This is a genomic window from Streptomyces dysideae, from assembly GCF_001514305.1.
GTDB classification, from domain to species: domain Bacteria; phylum Actinomycetota; class Actinomycetes; order Streptomycetales; family Streptomycetaceae; genus Streptomyces; species Streptomyces dysideae.
Genome location: NZ_KQ949083.1, coordinates 121,706 through 138,863, shown reverse-complemented (window position 1 = coordinate 138,863; position 17,158 = coordinate 121,706). Strand labels below are relative to the sequence as shown.

The 17,158-nt window shown below is 72.4% G+C and carries 21 protein-coding genes; 1 reads left to right on the top strand and 20 read right to left on the bottom strand.

The annotated features are described in order from the left end of the window. Window positions 1-12: 12 nt before the first annotated feature. From AQJ91_RS16955 to AQJ91_RS16895, 13 genes are all read right to left on the bottom strand, one after another. On the bottom strand, window positions 13-297 hold the full coding sequence (locus AQJ91_RS16955) for a gas vesicle protein K (protein WP_067021873.1): 285 nt from the start codon (window positions 295-297) through the stop codon (window positions 13-15). Then, a complete protein-coding gene (locus AQJ91_RS16950) occupies window positions 294-482 on the bottom strand; it encodes a gas vesicle protein (protein ID WP_067021871.1) in 189 nt (62 codons plus the stop codon). Before AQJ91_RS16950 ends, AQJ91_RS16955 begins: the two co-directional genes overlap by 4 nt. After that, the gene (locus AQJ91_RS16945; protein WP_067021869.1) at window positions 479-1,291 is read right to left on the bottom strand and encodes a GvpL/GvpF family gas vesicle protein; all 813 of its coding nucleotides are present in this window, start codon (window positions 1,289-1,291) and stop codon (window positions 479-481) included. The genes AQJ91_RS16950 and AQJ91_RS16945 overlap by 4 nt, the downstream gene beginning before the upstream one ends. After that, window positions 1,288-1,614, bottom strand: coding sequence for a gas vesicle protein (locus AQJ91_RS16940; protein ID WP_067021868.1), 327 nt, complete (start codon window positions 1,612-1,614; stop codon window positions 1,288-1,290). Before AQJ91_RS16940 ends, AQJ91_RS16945 begins: the two co-directional genes overlap by 4 nt. Before the next feature lie 85 nt (window positions 1,615-1,699). Beyond that, entirely contained in the window at window positions 1,700-1,963 is a 264-nt protein-coding gene (locus AQJ91_RS16935; RefSeq protein ID WP_067021867.1) for a gas vesicle protein GvpG, read from the bottom strand. A 16-nt stretch (window positions 1,964-1,979) separates the two neighbouring features. Next, complete coding sequence (locus AQJ91_RS16930) at window positions 1,980-2,777, bottom strand: GvpL/GvpF family gas vesicle protein (protein ID WP_067021866.1); 798 nt, start codon at window positions 2,775-2,777, stop codon at window positions 1,980-1,982. After that, window positions 2,774-3,199, bottom strand: a complete 426-nt coding sequence (locus AQJ91_RS16925) for a gas vesicle structural protein GvpA (protein WP_067021865.1) — start codon at window positions 3,197-3,199, stop codon at window positions 2,774-2,776. Before AQJ91_RS16925 ends, AQJ91_RS16930 begins: the two co-directional genes overlap by 4 nt. A 43-nt stretch (window positions 3,200-3,242) precedes the next feature. After that, complete coding sequence (locus AQJ91_RS16920; RefSeq protein WP_079085011.1) at window positions 3,243-3,578, bottom strand: gas vesicle protein GvpO; 336 nt, start codon at window positions 3,576-3,578, stop codon at window positions 3,243-3,245. Window positions 3,579-3,630: 52 nt separating this feature from the next. After that, window positions 3,631-4,566, bottom strand: coding sequence for a non-homologous end-joining DNA ligase (gene ligD, locus AQJ91_RS16915; protein WP_067021863.1), 936 nt, complete (start codon window positions 4,564-4,566; stop codon window positions 3,631-3,633). Then, window positions 4,563-6,419, bottom strand: coding sequence for a transketolase (locus AQJ91_RS16910; RefSeq protein ID WP_067021862.1), 1,857 nt, complete (start codon window positions 6,417-6,419; stop codon window positions 4,563-4,565). Before AQJ91_RS16910 ends, ligD begins: the two co-directional genes overlap by 4 nt. Then, entirely contained in the window at window positions 6,416-8,014 is a 1,599-nt protein-coding gene (locus AQJ91_RS16905; RefSeq protein ID WP_079085010.1) for an NAD(P)/FAD-dependent oxidoreductase, read from the bottom strand. The genes AQJ91_RS16910 and AQJ91_RS16905 overlap by 4 nt, the downstream gene beginning before the upstream one ends. 219 nt (window positions 8,015-8,233) lie before the next feature. Further along, complete coding sequence (locus AQJ91_RS16900; protein ID WP_199847952.1) at window positions 8,234-9,223, bottom strand: SDR family oxidoreductase; 990 nt, start codon at window positions 9,221-9,223, stop codon at window positions 8,234-8,236. 30 nt (window positions 9,224-9,253) lie between these two features. Beyond that, window positions 9,254-9,778 (bottom strand): phage holin family protein, encoded by a 525-nt coding sequence (locus AQJ91_RS16895; protein WP_067021856.1) that lies wholly within the window; start codon window positions 9,776-9,778, stop codon window positions 9,254-9,256. A gap of 115 nt (window positions 9,779-9,893) precedes the next feature. Between AQJ91_RS16895 and AQJ91_RS16890 the strand changes: the two genes are divergently transcribed. Beyond that, entirely contained in the window at window positions 9,894-10,250 is a 357-nt protein-coding gene (locus AQJ91_RS16890; RefSeq protein ID WP_067021854.1) for a VOC family protein, read from the top strand. Here the strand turns inward: AQJ91_RS16890 and AQJ91_RS16885 are convergent. The 7 genes from AQJ91_RS16885 to AQJ91_RS16855 all read right to left on the bottom strand — a co-directional run bounded on the left by AQJ91_RS16885 (window position 10,239) and on the right by AQJ91_RS16855 (window position 16,769). Next, a complete protein-coding gene (locus AQJ91_RS16885; RefSeq protein WP_067021853.1) occupies window positions 10,239-10,796 on the bottom strand; it encodes a GNAT family N-acetyltransferase in 558 nt (185 codons plus the stop codon). The two genes, AQJ91_RS16890 and AQJ91_RS16885, sit on opposite strands and share 12 nt — an antisense overlap. A 157-nt stretch (window positions 10,797-10,953) precedes the next feature. Continuing rightward, complete coding sequence (locus tag AQJ91_RS16880) at window positions 10,954-11,211, bottom strand: LapA family protein (RefSeq protein ID WP_067021851.1); 258 nt, start codon at window positions 11,209-11,211, stop codon at window positions 10,954-10,956. Between the two features lie 191 nt (window positions 11,212-11,402). Then, the gene (locus tag AQJ91_RS16875) at window positions 11,403-12,326 is read right to left on the bottom strand and encodes a S66 peptidase family protein (protein ID WP_107122467.1); all 924 of its coding nucleotides are present in this window, start codon (window positions 12,324-12,326) and stop codon (window positions 11,403-11,405) included. A gap of 14 nt (window positions 12,327-12,340) precedes the next feature. Beyond that, complete coding sequence (locus tag AQJ91_RS16870; protein ID WP_079085028.1) at window positions 12,341-14,329, bottom strand: S9 family peptidase; 1,989 nt, start codon at window positions 14,327-14,329, stop codon at window positions 12,341-12,343. Between the two features lie 17 nt (window positions 14,330-14,346). After that, window positions 14,347-15,651 carry a M20/M25/M40 family metallo-hydrolase gene (locus tag AQJ91_RS16865; protein WP_067021847.1) on the bottom strand — a complete coding sequence of 435 codons (1,305 nt, stop codon included), beginning with the start codon at window positions 15,649-15,651 and terminating at the stop codon, window positions 14,347-14,349. Continuing rightward, complete coding sequence (locus tag AQJ91_RS16860; RefSeq protein WP_067021845.1) at window positions 15,644-16,477, bottom strand: M55 family metallopeptidase; 834 nt, start codon at window positions 16,475-16,477, stop codon at window positions 15,644-15,646. Before AQJ91_RS16860 ends, AQJ91_RS16865 begins: the two co-directional genes overlap by 8 nt. Window positions 16,478-16,580: 103 nt before the next feature. Continuing rightward, complete coding sequence (locus tag AQJ91_RS16855) at window positions 16,581-16,769, bottom strand: hypothetical protein (protein WP_067021843.1); 189 nt, start codon at window positions 16,767-16,769, stop codon at window positions 16,581-16,583. Window positions 16,770-17,158 lie beyond the last annotated feature (389 nt).

Here is a 17,158-nt window from a genome sequence, read left to right as displayed (position 1 = left end):
GGTGAACTGATCTCAGTCCCGCGGAAGCAGTGGTCCGAGCGGCCCGAGGTCCAGGTTCAGGTCCTCGGGCCGCAGGCCGTAGCGCTCCTGCAGCTCGGTCATGCGGTCGTCGAGCAGCATCAGCGTGAGCCCGATGCGTTCCTCCTGTTCCTCGGTCAGCCCGCCCTCGTCGAAGCGGCGCAGCGCTTGGCGTTCCATCAGCTGGCGCAGCAGCTCCACGACGGTCAGGACGAGTTTGACCAGGTCCCGCTCCACGGTGTCCGGGTCGAGGTCCAGCCGGTTGCGGCGTGCCGTCACGTCAGCTCACCCCACGGCGCGGGAACCCGCTCGTTCACCGAGCTGATCAGCGCGTTCAGGTCGACGCGGACGAGGTCGACGTCGGCGACGCGCAGGGTGATGTCCCCCGTGATGACGACCCCGCCGGCCAGCAGCCGGTCGAGGAGGTCGACGAGGGCGATCTCGCGGCGTTCGATGACGGTCAAGGTTTCTCTCCCGTGAAGTCTCCGGTGAAGTCCGCTGTGAAGTCTCCTGTGAAGGAATAGGTGGCCCAGGGGCCGGTGAGTTCGACGCGCATTCCCGGGGCGTCGTCCTTCTCCCGGTCCACGAGTTCGACGAATTCCTCGGAATCCGCACGCGGGACGAGATAGGCGGCATTCAGCACGTTCCGGCCGGCCGCGCCGGAAAGCGCGGAGTTCTGTGGGGCGTGCAGCCGGGAATCCTCGGCGTAACTCGACAGCGTTCCGTGCAGCCGGCTCGCGAACCTCTCGACCCGCTGCCAGAGATCCTCGTGGGCCCGTACGCGCGAACGCCGCTGCCGCAGATAGTCCCGCCCGGACACGGGCTGCCGCGCCGGCGCGGGCTCGATGCCGACCTCCGCGTCCGTATCCGGGGAGCCCGTCTCGACGTAGACCTTGACGCCCCACTCCACCCGGCCCTCCAGCCGGTCGAGGGCTGCCCGGAAATGTGCCTCGCGCGCCTCGATCATCGTGCGTACGCCGCTGTCGTCCCGGAAGACGGTGGCGAGCCGCAACGGCAGCGGAGTGGTGACCGCGGTGAGCGCGTCGATGACGCCCTGGTGGGCCCTGGCCGTCTCGGTCAGCCAGTCCAGGTCCTCCAGATGGGCGCGGAGCGGCTCCTCGGCGAAGATCCCCTCCGGCACGGTGCTGACGACGGCGACCAGGCCGTGGTGCGTCAGCTGCTTCGGCGGCTCGCCCGCGACCCCGGTCAGCTGGGCCTGCAGGGCGGACCGGAACGGGCGGCAGATCGCGTAGACGTAGCGCAGACCGGTCATCGGGCCTCCTCCCTTCCGCGGCCGGGCTCGAGAGCGGCCAGCCGCTCGCGCAGCTCGGCGTTCTCGCGGGCCAGCTCGTCGCGCCGGGCGCGCGTCGAGAGCGCCGGGTCGTCCTCCCACCAGTCGATGCCCATCTCCCTCGCCTTGTCGACCGAGGCGACGATGAGCCTCAGTTTCACGGTGAGCAGCTCGATGTCGAGCAGGTTGATCCGGATGTCGCCCGCGATGACGACGCCCTTGTCGAGCACACGCTCCAGGATGTCGGCGAGATTGGCGCCGCCGTTCGCGCCGTAGGACTCGGGAAGCCGGCCGGGGGTCGTCATACGCGGCTCCCGCTTCTGGCGTACTCGGCCTCGTGCTCGGCATCTTCCCTTCCGGCCCCTTTCGCGAGGCCCGGTCCCACTCGGTTCATCGCGCCGTCCCGTCGCCTGTGCCCACTCCACCGTGCAGACCGGTCTCCAGCCGGTCGAGGAGTTCGTCCTCCCGGCGGCCGAACTCCTCCTCGTCGATCTCGCCCGTCTCCAACAGCTCCTCCAATCGGGCGAGTTCGGACCTGACGGTGGCCGGGTCGTAGTAGATCCGCTCCGCCTCGTCCAGTACCTGTCCGATCACCCATGCGCTGCCGCGCACCGGGGCGAACGGCAGCAGCAACACCTCCGAGACCAGTCCCACCGCTTCTCCCCCTTCCTCAGCTCCGTTCGGATGGGGGTGCCCCCATCTCCACGACCGTGCCGAAGGCGCCCGTCGTGCCCGCGGGTTCCGCGGCGCCGGGTTCGACGAAGCTGTACGGCGGCAGGGGTCCATGGAGGCGCAGTTCGAGGTGGGGATGGCCCTTGCGGACCTCCTCGGCGGCGGCCAGGAACACGTCGGCGGTGTCGCGGTCCACCAGGAACGACACATTGGCGAGCCAGCCGGTGGAGTCGGGGCCGACGCTGACCGCGGCGGCGTTCGGCTCCAGTGCGCGCCGTACCTCGACGGCGTCCTCGGCCTCGCGGGCCTTGACCGCGGCGACCACCATCTCGCCGAGCCGCAGCCGCTGCTCGTGACTGCCGCCGTCGGCCGCCCGGTTGGCCTCGGTGAGGGCGCGGATCTCCGGGTTCTCGGACATCACGCGGTGCAGGACGGCCTCTTCCTGGTGGATGGCCTTGACGTTGTACTCGGTCTTGCCGTCAAGGGCCAGCAGCCGCTCCTTGTAGTGGTCGGCATGTTCGGCGAGGACGCCGGTGACGGTGGTGTCGTCGGGGGCGACGCTGCCGAACCGCATGGGCAGCACGCAGCCGGCGGCGCCGGTCTCGGCGAGCACGTTCTGGTGGGCGAGCAGGTCCCTGCGCTTGGGGCGCAGTCCCTCGGGCGCGTCGCTGACCAGGGCGGCCAGCTCGCCCTCTTCGAGGATGCGTAGGGGGCGGGGCGGGTCGCCGACGCCGGTCATGTCCTTGGGAGGTTTCGGATGCGAGCTCGCTGTGATGCCGTACACGTACGTACTCACTCCTGTTCCTCCTTCCTGCGCGCGGCGGTGGACTTGCGGGCGCGCGGCCGGGATTCGGACTCGCCCTCCCCGCGCGCCTGCTTGAAGGCGTCGGAGATGGTCTCGGCGGCGCCGGACAGCGCCCCCTTGGACTTGCCGCGGGCGCCGGACTCGGTGATCTGTCCGACCACGTCGGGCAGGCCCGGGCTCTTGCGGGGTCCGGCCTCCAGGTCGAGCCGGTTGCATGCCTCGGCGAAGCGGAGGTAGGTGTCGACGCTGGCCACGACGACACGGACGTCGATCTTGAGTATTTCGATGCCGACCAGGGAGACACGTACGAACGCGTCGATGACGAGTCCCCGGTCGAGGACGAGTTCCAGAACGTCGTAGAGGCCGCTGGTGCCGCCTCCGCCGCCGGTCTGCTGTGCCGGGACGACGGTCATGCCGACCGTTCCTCCTTCTGTGGGTGTCAGGTGGGCGGGCGGTCTAACGGCCGCCGGGCCGGTGTGCGTCGGAGCGTCCGCGTTCGTAGCGGCGCAGCCGCCGGTAGCCGGTGAGCCGTCCCTCGGGGTCGAGGTCGACCTGGTAGCCGGCCAGCAGACTCATCGTGTCGGGGACACGGGCCAGTTCCAGGACCTCGATCTCCAGCGCCCAGCCGCCGTCCTCGGTCTGTTCGAAGGACGACACGGTTTCGGTGGTCATGCCGGTGAGTTCGGCGAGCTGGGCGCGTGCCTGGTGCAGCACTTCCATGGGGCCGGGCCTGCCGTCCGCCCCGCCTGAGTTCTGTTCGGATGACTTGGGATGGTTGTGTGAATTGGTCATGGGCCCCCTCGAACGTCGAGTGGCCCAGGGCGAGTTGGGCAAACCCACGGGTTTACGTGCTGTGCCCACGCAGTGCGTCGAGACGGCGTCGCGCGGGTCCCAGGGCGTGGCCCCGGGCCGGTACGTCGGACCAGGGGTCGGTGCGGGCCTGGTAGACGGCGTCGGCGATGGACCAGCGGCGGGCGTCGAGGTCCGGGGCGGCCAGCTCGGCCCAGGTGAGCGGGGTGGCCACGGGGGCGCCGGGCCTGGCCCGGACGGCGTAGGGGGCGACGGCGGTCTGGGCGTAGGCGTTGCGCTGCACGTCGAGGTAGAGGCGGTCGCCGCGGTCCTTCTTGCGGGCGGCGGTGGTGAGCCGGTCGGGGTGGGCCTCGGCGAGGGCGTCGGCGACGTCGCGGGCGAACTCCCGTACTTCGTCGACGTCATGACGGCCATTCAGGTGGACGACGACGTGCAGGCCGCGTGAGCCGGTGGTCATCAGGACGGAGGGCAGCTCCAGTTCGTCGAGGAGCTCGCCCAACAGACCTGCCGCCTCCCGTACTTGCCCGAAGTCGTTCTCGGCCGGGTCGAGGTCGAAGACCATCCGGTCGGGGTGGTCGGTGCTGTCGGCGCGGGAGAGCCAGCGGTGCAGGGTGAGGCAGGCCTGGTCGGCGAGGTGGACCAGGGTGGCGGTGTCGTCGCAGACGGTGTGGAGGACGGTGCCGCCCTCCTTGGGGACCTCGACGCGGGTGATCCAGTCCGGATAGTGGTCCGGGGTGTTCTTCTGCATGAACCGCTCGCCGTCGAGGCCGTCCGGGTGCCGTTCCAGCATCAGGGGGCGACCGCGCAGGTGCGGCAGCATGAACGGGGCGACGGCCCGGTAGTAGTCGACGAGATCGCCCTTGGTGTACTCCTTGCTGTCCCCGCGGCCGGGGAAGAGCACCTTGTCCCAGCGGTGGACTTCCACGGTGCGGCGCCCGGCCCGTACGGTCCGCACGTCGTCGCCGGTCATCGCACGACCGCCTCCTCCACCAGGAGCCGGCCGGCCGCCGCGATGGACTCGGCGTCGATGCCCGCCGCGTGCAGCTGCTGGTCGGGAGCGGCCGAGCCCGGCATGCCGCGGACGGCGAGGCGCACCAGGCGCGGCACCGGGCGGCCGTCGAGGAAGGCGTCCAGGACGGCGTCGCCGAGGCCGCCCTCCTCGTGGTGGTCCTCGACGGTGACGAGACAGCCGGTGTCCTCGGCGGCCCGGCGCAGGGTGGGCCGGTCGACGGGTTTGACCGAGTAGAGGTCGATGACGCGGACCTGGATGCCCTCCCGGTCGAGGGCGTCGGCGGCGGCGAGCGCCTCGTGCACGGTGACGCCGGCGGCGACGAGGGTCATACGGTCGCGTTCGGAGGCGCGCAGCACCTTGCTGCCGCCGACCGGGAAGTCCTCGTCGGGCCCGTAGATGACGGGGCTCTCGCCGCGCGAGGTGCGCAGATAGCGGATGCCGTCCAGGCCGGCCATGGCGGCGACGAGACGCGCGGTCTGGTTGGCGTCGCACGGGTAGAGCACGGTCGAGCCGTGCACGGCCCGCATCATCGCCAGGTCCTCCAGGCCCATCTGGCTGGGCCCGTCCGGCCCGATCGCGACGCCCGCGTGCGAGCCGACCAGGTTGATGCCGGCGCCACTGACGGACGCCATGCGGACGAAGTCGTACGCGCGCGTGAGGAAGGCGGCGAAGGTGGAGGCGTACGGCACCCAGCCGCGCGTCGCGAGGCCCACCGCGGCGGCGACCATCTGCTGTTCGGCGATGTAGCACTCGAAGAACCGGTCGGGGTGTTCCTTGGCGAAGAACTCGGCCCGGGTGGAGTCGCTGACCTCGCCGTCCAGGGCGACGATGTCGCCTCGTCCGGTGCCGAGGGCGGCGAGCGCCTGGCCGTAGGCGTTGCGGGTGGCCACCCCTTTTTCGGAGTCCCCCTTGTCCCAGCGGGGCAGCTCGAGGTGTCCGGCGCGTACGGCGTGCAGCATGCGGGCGGCGGGCGGTTCGTGGACGTGGACGCGCAGGTCGCGGCGGCCGCCGAGTTCGGCGATGGCCTCGTCGGCGTCCGGCAGGGGCTTGCCGTGCAGGCCCTCGCGGTCCTGGACGGCCTCGACGCCCTTGCCCTTGAGGGTGCGGGCGAGGATCGCGGTCGGCTGACCGGTGGTGGACCTGGCCTCGCCGTAGGCACGGTCGATGGCGTCGACGTCGTGGCCGTCGATCTCCACGGTGTGCCAGCCGAAGGCCTGGAAGCGGCGGGCGTAGGCGTCGAGGTCGTGGCCGTGCCGGGTCGGGCCGCGCTGGCCGAGCCGGTTGACGTCGATGATCGCGGTGAGGTTGTCGAGGTTCTCGTAGGAGGCGTGTTCGGCGGCCTCCCAGATGGATCCCTCGGCCAGTTCGCTGTCCCCGCACAGCACCCATACGCGGTAACCGGTGCGGTCCAGCCGCTTTCCGGCGAGCGCGATGCCGACGCCGACCGGCAGTCCCTGCCCGAGCGAGCCGGTGGCCGTCTCCAGCCAGGGCAGCCGGCGGGGCGTGGGGTGTCCTTCGAGGGCGCTGCCCAGCTTGCGGAAGGTGAGCAGTTCGGCGTCCTCGACGGCGCCGGCCGCCTTGTACGCGGAGTACAGCAGGGGCGAGGCGTGTCCCTTGGAGAGGACGAAACGGTCGTTGCCGGGGTGGGCGGGGCGCTCGAAGTCGTAGCGGAGGTGGTTGGCGAGGAGTACGGCCATCAGGTCGGCGGCGGACATCGAGGACGTCGGATGCCCGGACCCCGCGGCGGCGGAGGCCCGTACGCTGTCCACGCGCAACTGCTGGCCCAGTTCGACGAGTTCAGCGGCGTTCATGAGTCTCCTTCTGCGGGGTCTTCGGGAATGTCCTCTTCCTTGACCGGGCCGGGAGGTTCGTCGTGCTGGGCGGCGCCGGACTTCTCGGCGTCGTCCTCCTGGACCCGCTTCCTGGCCTCGGGCCCGGCCACGATGGTCGGCGATCCGGTGTCCCGCACCACGTCCGTGTCCTGCGTGGCATCCGTGTCCTGCCTGGCATCCTGTTCCTTCATGACGTCCTCCGGGGTCTTCGTTCCGTCCCCCCTGGGCTCCGGCCGGCCCGGCACCCGGGCCAGCTCGGGCGACTCCGTGTCCAGCGGCACCGACCAGGACCGCACGAGGCCCAACTGGACGGCCTGGCGCGGCAGTACGGCGTCCAGCAGCCAGTCGGCGGCGACCCGGACGCGGTTGCCGGGCATCGCGGCGAGGTGGTAGCCGCGGGTGACCGCGCCGGCGGCCGGGCCGGACAACGGGACGCCGAGGGGGTTGGCGGCGGCCTGTACGCCGCCGAGGTCGACGGCGAAGCCCTTGTCGCGGTGGCGGTAGGCGCGCCGTTCGCCGGCGCCGAGCGACGCGGCCACGTTGTGCGCGGCGGCCTTGCCCTGCCGCCAGGCGTGTTGGGCGGTCATCGGAGTGCTGTGCCTCTCTGGGGGAGACCCCCCAGACCCCCCGCGACCGGGCTTGTCCAGGTCGGGCACGGCGGCCGCGTCCCCGCACGCGAACAGCTCGGGCCGGCCCGGCACCTGGAGGTGCGGGTCGACGAGCAGCCGGCCGCGTTCCATGGGCAGCCCGAGGGACTCGACGAGCGGATCGGGCCGTACGCCCACGCACCACACCAGGGTGCGGGTGTCGATGAACTCGCCGTCGGTGAGCAGGACTCCGCTGTGCGTGGCCTCCTTCACGGAGGTGCCCATCCGCACGTCGACGCCCCGCTTGCGGAGCACCTTGTCGGCCGTGCGGGAGAGCCGCTCGTCCAGTTCGGGCAGGACGCGGTCGGCGATGTCGAGCAGCAGCCAGCGCGGCCGCATCCCGGCCCGCAGCGGGTGCTTGCGTACCTGTGCGTCGGTGAACAGCTGCCCGTGCGCGGCGACCTCGGTGCCGGTGTATCCGGCGCCGACCACCACGAAGGTGCAGCGGGCGGCGCAGCCCTCGGCGTCGTCGGCGGCGGCGGCCGCCAGCTCCACCTGCCGGGTCACGTGATCGCGCAGATACAGCGCTTCCGGCAGCCCGCGGAAGCCGTGGGCGTGCTCGGCGACGCCTGGAATGGGGAGCAGCTTGTTGACGCTGCCGGCGGCGAGCACCAGCCGGTCGAAACCGAGTGTGCCGGGATCGCCCTCGGGGTCGGTGTAGTGCACGGAGTGCCCGTCGAGGTCGACGCCGTGGGCCTCGCCCAGCACCAGCCGGACGTCGGGCAGGGTACCGGAGAGCGAGACGGTCACCCTGCGTGGTTCCAGGATGCCGGCGGCGACCTGGGGAAGCAGGGGCAGATACAGGAAGTAGTCGGTCGGGTTCAGCAGGGTGATGTCGGCCTTGCCGCGGCTCAGCCGGGACAGGGTGCGGGCCGTGCGGTATCCGGCGAATCCGGCACCGACGATCACGATGCGGGGTCGACTCACGTTCGCCTCCGGGGCTGTCGCGTACCTCGGGAGCCTTCCGCGTCCCCCTGGCCAGGACCGCCAAACGTCGGCCCGGGCGGCCCGGTTTCCGGCCTGGTCGCCGGGTACCCGGACGGCGATCCCACCCTCCTCCGCCTTGCAGCTGCACGCACCAGACCCCGCTCACGGGCGTTCATGAGTCACCGCCGATTCCCTGCGACCTGATCCGCCGGCCAGGCCCTAGTGACGCACGGCGCGCATCAGCCTGCGGGAGGCCAGCACACCGGCCCCGACGGTGAGGGCCCCGCCCACCTGGCCGCGATGCCGGGAGATCCAGTCCTGCCGGCTCTCCGTCACCGCCTCGTCGTCGAACCGTCCATGCGCCCCGAAGTCGCGCCCGTGCGGACCGTCGGCCGGTGTCCACAGGTTCCCCGGCCCGCCGTGCTCCCCCTCGTCCTGCTGGGCGTCCGCCGAGGTCCGCGCCAGATACCGGTCCAGCAGCCCGGGGACGACCGCGTTGGCGATCAGTGTCGCCGCCGTGGAGCCGCCCACCCAGTACTCCCGCCGCCGGCCGTGCCGGGCCGCGTGCACGATCGCCCGCGCCGCGACCTCCGGCTGGTACACCGGCGGCACCGGCCGGGCCCGTCCCGGCATCCGGTTCAGCACCCAGTCGAACTGCGGGGTGTTGACGGCGGGCAGCTGCACCATCGTCGTCCGCACGCCGCTGCCCTCGCGGAGCAGTTCGCACCGCAGCGACTCGTTGAACCCCTGGATCGCGTGCTTCGCCCCGCAGTACGCCGACTGCAGCGGAATCCCCCGGTAGGCCAGCGCCGAGCCGACCTGCACGATCGTGCCCCGGTCCTGCGGCAGCATGTGGTGCAGCGCGGCCCGGGTGCCGAACACACAGCCCAGGTACGTCACTTCGGTCACCCGCCGGAACTCGTCCGGGGTGATGTCGGTGAACGGCGCGAAGACCCCGGCGAAGGCGTTGTTGACCCAGACGTCGATGTGCCCGAACGCGTCGGCGACCTTCTGCGCCGCGTCGTCGACGGCCTTGGCGTCGGCCATGTCGACGGTGACGACCAGCGCCTCACCACCGGCGCGCTGCACCTCGTCCGCCGCGGCGGCGAGTCCCTCGCGTCCCCGGGCCAGCAGGGCGACCCGGTCGCCCCGGGCGGCGAACGCCAGGGCCGTGGCCCGGCCCACGCCGCCGCTGGCCCCGGTCACCACGACGGCCCTGCCGTGCCTGCCCACGGCCGGTCACGCCCGGTGGTGCGGCTGCTCGGGGTCGATGTCGTCCGGGTGCGGCGGCGGGTTCCCGGGCAGGCCGGACGCCGGCACCCCGGGAACGCCCGCGGCCGGCGGGACGGGCGGCGCCGGCGGGTACGGCATGCCGAGACCGCCGCCCGGGGTGACCGGCGGCGCGTCTCCGCCGGGTCCGTGGGCGGCTGCCTCGGCGAGTTCGGCCTCGCGTTCCGGTGTCGGCCGGGACGCGGACGGCCGGGCGGCGCCGCGCAGGGCGTACGCCACCAGGCCGAGGATCGCCGCGGTGATCAGCGCGGCGGCCCAGTCCGGCAGTCCGGTGGCCAGGGCCAGCCCCAGGGCGAGCGCGAGGGCCGCGCCCGCATAGAGGGCGACGGCACCGGACGCGCCGTAGAGCATGGCGCGGCGGCGCTGCCTGCGGGTCTGCTCGCGCAGTTCGTCACGCACGGTCTCCCGCGCCACCTGCGCCAGCTCGTCCACCAGTTCCTTGTCCAGGTGCTCAAGATGATCCAAGCGCTCCATACCCGCCGGGTACCCCCGGCCCCGCGCGCGTAACGCTCCCGTCTCGCCACGGCCGGGTGGGGGGATCGCGTGAAACGATCTCCGTACCCGGCCCGCCCCAACTAGGCTCGTCCGCATGGACATTCTGGGAGCCACGCTGCGCGTCTGCGTCGACGACCTGGAGACCGCGGTCCCCTTCTACGAACGGCTCGCGGGCGGCACCGCCCTCCGCTTCGAGCGCGGCGGCGTCCAGGTCGCCGCCATCGGCTGCTTCCTGCTGATGAGCGGGCCCGCGACCGAGCTGGAGGTGCTGCGCAAGGTCGCCGCGACGATCGCCGTGAAGGACGTCGACGAAGCCCACCAGGTGCTCACCGAGCTCGGCGCCCGCGTCATCGCGGGCCCGGTGCCGACGCCGGTGGGCCGCAATCTGCTCGCGATGCATCCGGACGGCTCGGTGTACGAGTACGCGGACCGGCAGGCCTCACCGGGCTGACGGTGACCGCATCTCGGTGGTGATCGCCCAGCGTTCGTGATCGCGCCAGGCCCCGTCGACATAGAGCATGTCCGGCGAGAAGCCCTCCAGCCGGAATCCGCAGGCGCGGGCCAGCGCGATCGACGCGGCGTTGCCGGGCTGCACGTTGATCTCCAGCCGGTGCAGCCGCATCGGCCCGAAGGCGTGCCCCACGACCAGGTCGAGCCCCTCGCGCATCAGCCCGCGCCCGGCCGCGTGCGCGAAGGCGCCGTAGCCGAGGGCGCCGCACTGGAAGCCGCCCTCGACGATGTTGTTGATGTTGACGAACCCGGCGATGGCCCCGCCGTCCAGCTCGCAGACCAGGAACCCCGCCTTGGCCGGATCCTCGATCAGCCGCCCCGCGTAGGCGGCGTACGCCGAGGCGCTGTCCGGTGGGAAGAGCCACGGCTGGTGGAGGCCCTTGCTCTCCCGGGCCCGCCGGGTGAACTCGGCACCGTCCTCGTACCTGAAGTGACGTATCCCCACGTGGGGGCCTTCGGCGAGAAAGCGGGACGCTGGGTGCGGCATCCGGTCAGCCTACGACGCGCCGGCGCCTGTGTCGGAAGTGGCGTCGTCGGCCCGGAGGGCGGGCCGGGCGGCGGCGAGTGGGGGCACCTCCCACGCCCTTGAGGCAGTGGGGGAGCGTGCCAGGCGTCACCCGGCGGGCGCCACGTCCGGCACAGCCCTAGCCGCGCCCTTTCATGAAGAACGCCCCGCACAGCGCACCGATGACACCCGTGCCGAGCAGCGCCACCCACAGCGGCATCGTCACCTCGGGGATCAGCAGCCGGATCTCGGTGGTGCGGGTGTTCTCGAAGATGAAGATCAGGGCGAGGATCGCGAGCAGCAGCACGGTGACCCTGGCGGGCGTCAGCATCCCGCCGAGGCCGCCCCGCTTCCCGCCGGCCGGACGGCCACCGCTCTGGGAGGTCTTCGGGCTCATACCTCCAGCATGGACCGCCCGCGACCGCTGCGCACGGCGAGCGGCGCCGCCCGGGGCGCGAAGACGGCCGTACGGGTGACGCGCCTGGTCAGCGGTCCAGTACCGGCAGCTCCAGTACGCCGGTGTCGTCTGATGCGGGACGGGTCGAGGTTGGGCTCGGTCGGGGGCCGGCCGTCGCCGATGAGGACGGTTCAGCTCAGGGCCGGCTCGTCGAGCGTCAAGGTGCCCGTGTCCGCGTCGAGTTCGGCGGAGACCCCGAAGGGGATCGTCAGCGCCCCTTCGCAGTGCCCGAACCCGAACTCCTCGACGACCGGCACCCCGAGCCCGCCGAGCCGGTCGGCGAGCAGCGCCCGCAGTCGGCCGGGGTCCTCGCACTTCTCCCACGACCCGAGCAGCACCCCGTGCACCCCGTCGAGCCGGCCGCCGCGCAGGAGTTGGGTGAGGTAGCGGTCGAGGCGGTACGTCTCCTCGCCCACGTCCTCCAGGCACAGCAGCCCGCCGCGCGCGGAGGGCCGGGCGTGCGGGGTGCCCAGTTCGGCGGCGAGCAGCGACAGACAGCCGCCGAGGGTGACGCCCCGCGCCCGGCCGGGGACCAGGGCGGTGCCACCGGACGCGATGACGCGGACGGTCTCCGGGGCGAGGAGCGTGGCCCGCAGATGCTCCTGCGCCCGGGCGTTCTTGACGAAGTCGACGCCGGCTGCCATCGGCCCGTGCAGGGTGGCGAGGCCGAGCCGGACGGCGAACGCCTCGTGCAGGGCGGTGATGTCGCTGAACCCGACGAACACCTTCGGTCCGGCGGCGCGCATCGCGTCCCAGTCGAGGAGGTCGACGATGCGCTGGGCGCCGTAGCCGCCGCGGGCGCACAGCACCGCGTCGACGGACGGATCGCACCAGGCGCGCTGCAGATCGGCGGCCCGGTCCGGGTCGCCGCCCGCGAGGTAGTCGAACTCGGCGTGCCGGTCCAGCACATGGGCCGCGACGACGGGTTCCAGATCCCAGCCCCGCAGCACGTCGAGCCCGGCCTGCAGCCGCTCCTCGGGTACGGGCCCGCTCGGCGCGACGACGGCCACGCGGGCGCCGGGGGCGAGGCGCGTCGGGCGTACGAGCGGCATCAGCGTCTCCAGCGGCTTCACTGGGCGAGCTCCAGGGCCGGGATGCCGCGCGGATTGAGCCCGAACACCTGGGCGTACAGGGAGAGTTCGGACTCCAGGACCCGGATCATGGTCTCCGCCCGCCGGAATCCGTGCCCCTCCCCCTCGAAGGCGATGTACGCGTGCGGCACCCGCCGGCCCTCCATCCTGGCGAGGAAGCGCTCGCACTGTGCGGGCGGGCAGATCACGTCGTCCAGGCCCTGGAGCAGCAGGAAGGGCGCGGTGACGCGGTCGGCGTGCTGGGCGGGCGACCGTTCCGCGTACCGTCCGGGGACCTCGGCGAGCGGCCCGACCAGGGTCTCCAGGTACCGGGACTCGAAGTCGTGGGTCTCTCCCGGGCCCCAGCCGGTCAGGTCGAGGATGGGGTAGAGAATCGTGCCGCAGGCGTAGACGTCGGTCGCGGCGAGGGAGGCGGCCGCGGTCCAGCCGCCCGCACTGCCGCCCCGGACGGCGAGCCGGTCGCGGTCGGCGGTGCCCTCGTCGGCGAGGGCCAGCGCGACCGCGGCGCAGTCCTCGACGTCGACGACGCCCCACTGCTCGCGCAGCCGGTTGCGGTAGGCCCGGCCGTATCCGGTGGAGCCGCCGTAGTTGACCTCGGCTACCCCGATGCCGCGCGAGGTGAAGTAGGCGATGGCCAGGTCGAGCACGAGCGGCGCCCGGCCGGTCGGGCCGCCGTGCGCCCAGACGACGTACGGCGGCGGGGTGTCGCCGGGGGCGACACAGCGGGGGTTGTGGGGCGGGTAGACGTGCGTGTGGATCTCGCGTCCGGCCGGTCCGGTGAAGGTGCGGATCTGCGGCTCGGGGTAGTAGGAGGGGTCGACCGCGTCGTCGTGCCGGGCGCCGATGACCCGGGCCCGGCCGGTGCGGGCGTCCAGCTCGACCACCTCGTGCGCGCTGCGCGGGCTGGCCCCGACGGCGACGACCCTCCCCCACCCTTCGGGCGGGGGGACCCCCATCTCGCTTCGCTCGCCGAGCACCGCGAGGGTGGGCTCGAACTCGGTCCAGGGACCCGCCGCGTCGACGACCTCGCCGGTCTCGGGATCCAGGATCCCGAGGGCGGTGGCGCCCCGGCCGTGCACGACGGCGATCAGCCCGCCGTCCAGCGGCGCGAACCAACGGTGCCCGAGCTTCCACAGCGGCCCGCCGAACTCCTCCTCGCGCGGGCAGACGGGCCGGTGGTCGCGGTACAGGTTCCACCAGCCCGTACGGTCGCTCGCATACAGCAGACAGCCGTCCGTCGACCAGTCGACCTGCGCGATCGACTCGTCGGGGCCGCCTGCGACGGTCCGGGGCTCGCGCAGGGTGCCGCCGTCCACGTCGGCCAGCACCAGCTCCGTCCCGTCCCACGGCATCCGCGGATGGTCCCAGGCGAGCCAGGCCGCGCGCCGCCCGTCGGGCGAGATCCGGGCTCCGGTGACGAACCGGTGTCGGCCGTCGGTGAGTTCGCGTACCGCGTCCCGGTCCTGGGCCGCCGATCCGTCCAGCGGTACGGCCGCCAGGACGCGCCGCACGTCGCTGGGACCGTCGCCGGTGAACTCCTCGAGCACGCACCAGACTTCACCGTGTTCGAGGCGCAACTGCGGGTCGGCCCAGCGCAGTCCGCCGCCCACCGGGGACACGGGAGTGAGCGGACGCGGGTCGCCGCCCTCCTCGTACCGGTACAGCCGCTGGTCGGCGAAGTCGACGAACACGACGAGCGCCCGGCCGTCGGCGTCGGCTCCGGCCCAGGGCTGTCCGCCGTACTCGATGACGCGGCTGCGGACGTTCCACGGCGCGGGCAGCACCGACTCCTCGACGCCGTCCGCGCGCCGCCGTACGAGCGTGCGCCGCCCGCCCTCGGTGGGGCGCGGCTCGGTCCACCACGCCTCGGCGCCGACGAAACCCACGTACTCGGGGTGCCCGTCGTGCGCGGCGGCGAGGGCCGCGTCGATGGGTGAGGGCCAGGAACCGTACGGCAGGGTCTGCACGTTCTCCCCCAACTCGCCTAGGCCGTCCGCAGGAAGCGGTCAAGGACACGGACGCCGAAATGGAGCGCCTCGACGGGGACGCGTTCGTCGACGCCGTGGAACAGGGCCTGGTAGTCGAAGCCCTCGGGCAGCTTCAGCGGCGCGAACCCGTAGCCGGTGATGCCGAGGCGCGCGAACTGCTTGGCGTCGGTGCCGCCGGACATGCAGTACGGCACGACGTGTCCCTCGGGCGCGAACTCCTCGACGGCGGCGCGCATGCGGGCGTACGTCGGGGAGTCCAGGGGCGCCTGGAGCGCGACCTCTTGGTGGTGGAACTCCCACGCGACGTCGGGGCCGGTGAGTTGGTCGAGGGTGGCGCGGAACTCCTTCTCGTGGCCCGCGAGATAGCGCCCGTCGACAAACGCGACGGCCTCTCCCGGGATCACGTTGACCTTGTAACCGGCGTCCAGCATGGTCGGGTTGGCGCTGTTGCGGACGGTCGCCTCGACCAGTGTGGCCGCCGGGCCGAGCTTCTCCAGCAGCCCGTCCACGTCGTCCAGGTCGGGTTCGACGCCGTAGAGCGCGGCGAGTTCGGTGAGGGCTCCGCTGACGGTCGGGGTGAGTCGCAGCGGCCACTCGTAGGCGCCGATCCGGCTGATCGCGTCGGCGAGGCGGGTGACGGCGTTCTCCCGGTTGACCTTGGACCCGTGCCCGGCCCTCCCCCGCGCGGTGAGCTTCAGCCAGCCCGTGCCGCGTTCCCCGGCCGCGATGGGATAGAGCTGTCGTCCGCTGCCGTCGTGGAAGGTGAACGCCCCCGACTCGCTGACGCCTTCGGTGCACCCCTCGAACAGCCCGGCATGCTTGTCGGCGAGAAACCCGGACCCGTCCTCGGCGCCGGCCTCCTCGTCGGCGGTGAAGGCGATCACGACGTCCCGCCGGGGCCGTACGCCCTCCCGCGCCCAGGCCCGGACGACGGCGAGGATCATCGCGTCCATGTTCTTCATGTCGACCGCGCCCCGCCCCCACACGACCCCGTCGCGGATCTCCCCGGAGAAGGGGGGCACGCTCCAGTCGGCGGCCTCGGCGGGCACCACGTCCAGATGACCGTGGACGAGCAGGGCGTCCGCCGACGGGTCGGTGCCCTCGACACGGGCGACGATGTTGGTCCGCCCCTTGGTGCGCTCCAGCATTGTGGGCTCAAGACCGGCCCCGGCCAGTTGTTCGGCGACATACTCGGCGGCGGGCCGCTCCTGGCAGTCGCCGCCGCCCCGGTTCGTGGTGTCGATGCGGATGAGGTCGGACGTGAACGTGACGACCTCGGCCGACGCCCGCTCGTCAGCCATACTGCTCCTCCACTGCGGCCGAGACGATGGTGGTGACCGCCTTGAAGGTGCGGATCCCCTCGTACATGGTGTCGTGGGTGTACGCCACTTTCCGCTCCCCGACGCGGTCGACGCCGGGGACGACGGTGGCGGCGAGGGCGAGATGCTCGGCGTCGAACTCCAGGGCAATGGTGAACGGGCCGCCACCGACCGGTTCCTGACGGACCGCCAGCGCGGCGGCCTCCTTGGCCGCGGCCCGGATGTCGCCGAACGTGCGGGTCGGCGTACGGCACACCGCGGCGTATCGCGACACATGGTCCTTGACGGCGACCTTCAGCGCCCCGGGCGCGTAGCCGAGGGCGTCCTCGCAGGCCACGTCGTCGCCGGTGACAAGGACGACGGGCACGCCGTACTCGGCGACGACATGGGCGTTGAGCAGCCCCTCGCTGGCCCGTACGTCGTTCAGCCAGACGCCGGTGATGGAGTTGGCGAGGTAGGTGTGCGCGAGGACGCCCTCCATGCCGGCGCCCGCGTGATAGCCGACGAAGGCGATGCCGTCCACGTCGCCGTGCTGCACGCCCTCCACCATGGACAGGGACTTGTGCCGCCCGGTGAGCATCTCCGCCCGCTCGTCGAGACGCTCCAGCAGCAGGTTGCGCATGGTCCAGTGCGCTTCGTTGATGAGGACCTCGTCGGCACCCCCGTCGAGGAAGCCCAGCACGGCGGCGTTCACATCGGAGGTGAACATCGACCGGCAGCGCTCCCACTGCGGTGTCCCCGGCAGCACGTCGGCCGGCCAGGTCACGCCGGTGGCGCCCTCCATGTCGGCGCTGATGAGGATCTTCATGCTCCGTCACGTTACGCGCCGAAGGGGCAACCGGCCACGAGTGGGACACGCCATGGGCCCCGGATCGGCTGATCCGGGGCCCATGGTGAGCAACGCGGCTACGTCAGAGAGCGGTGGTGGTGGCGGCGTGCATGCTGGTGCCCACCGCGACGCCGTCGTCCGTGGCGACGGCCAGGAGGTCGGCGCAGACCTCCGCGAGCGGCGTCTGAAGGTAGAGACCGCCGGAGACGCCGGCCGCGAGGCCGCCGGAGATGTTGTCCAGGTCGGCGTCCGAGATCTCGGCAAGGTTCATAACGCGCGGTTCCCTTCACATAGGTACTTCTAGGTATTTCCGAATGGCAGAGTTCGCCCGATTCCCGAAACTGGGAACCCTTCCCGGCGACTTGCACGATGCGCAGGATCAAAGCACGCCGGGAATGGGGCGGCCAGCCGCCCGAGGGGCAAACGGGACGCACCGCGGAAGCGGGCTTCACCGGTGTGACCGCGCGGTGACGGAACACACCGACACCTTCACGCGGCCTGCCGCCGTACTGCACCTATGCCGGTCACCACGGCTCCCCAGAAGGGACACCCACGCACCGAGACCGCCGCGATCCGACCCAGTCGTGACTACTGTTCAGTTCCGGACGACCTGCTGGTGAACGGTGTGCAGGTTTACCGGATCTTCGTCCACCGGCGATT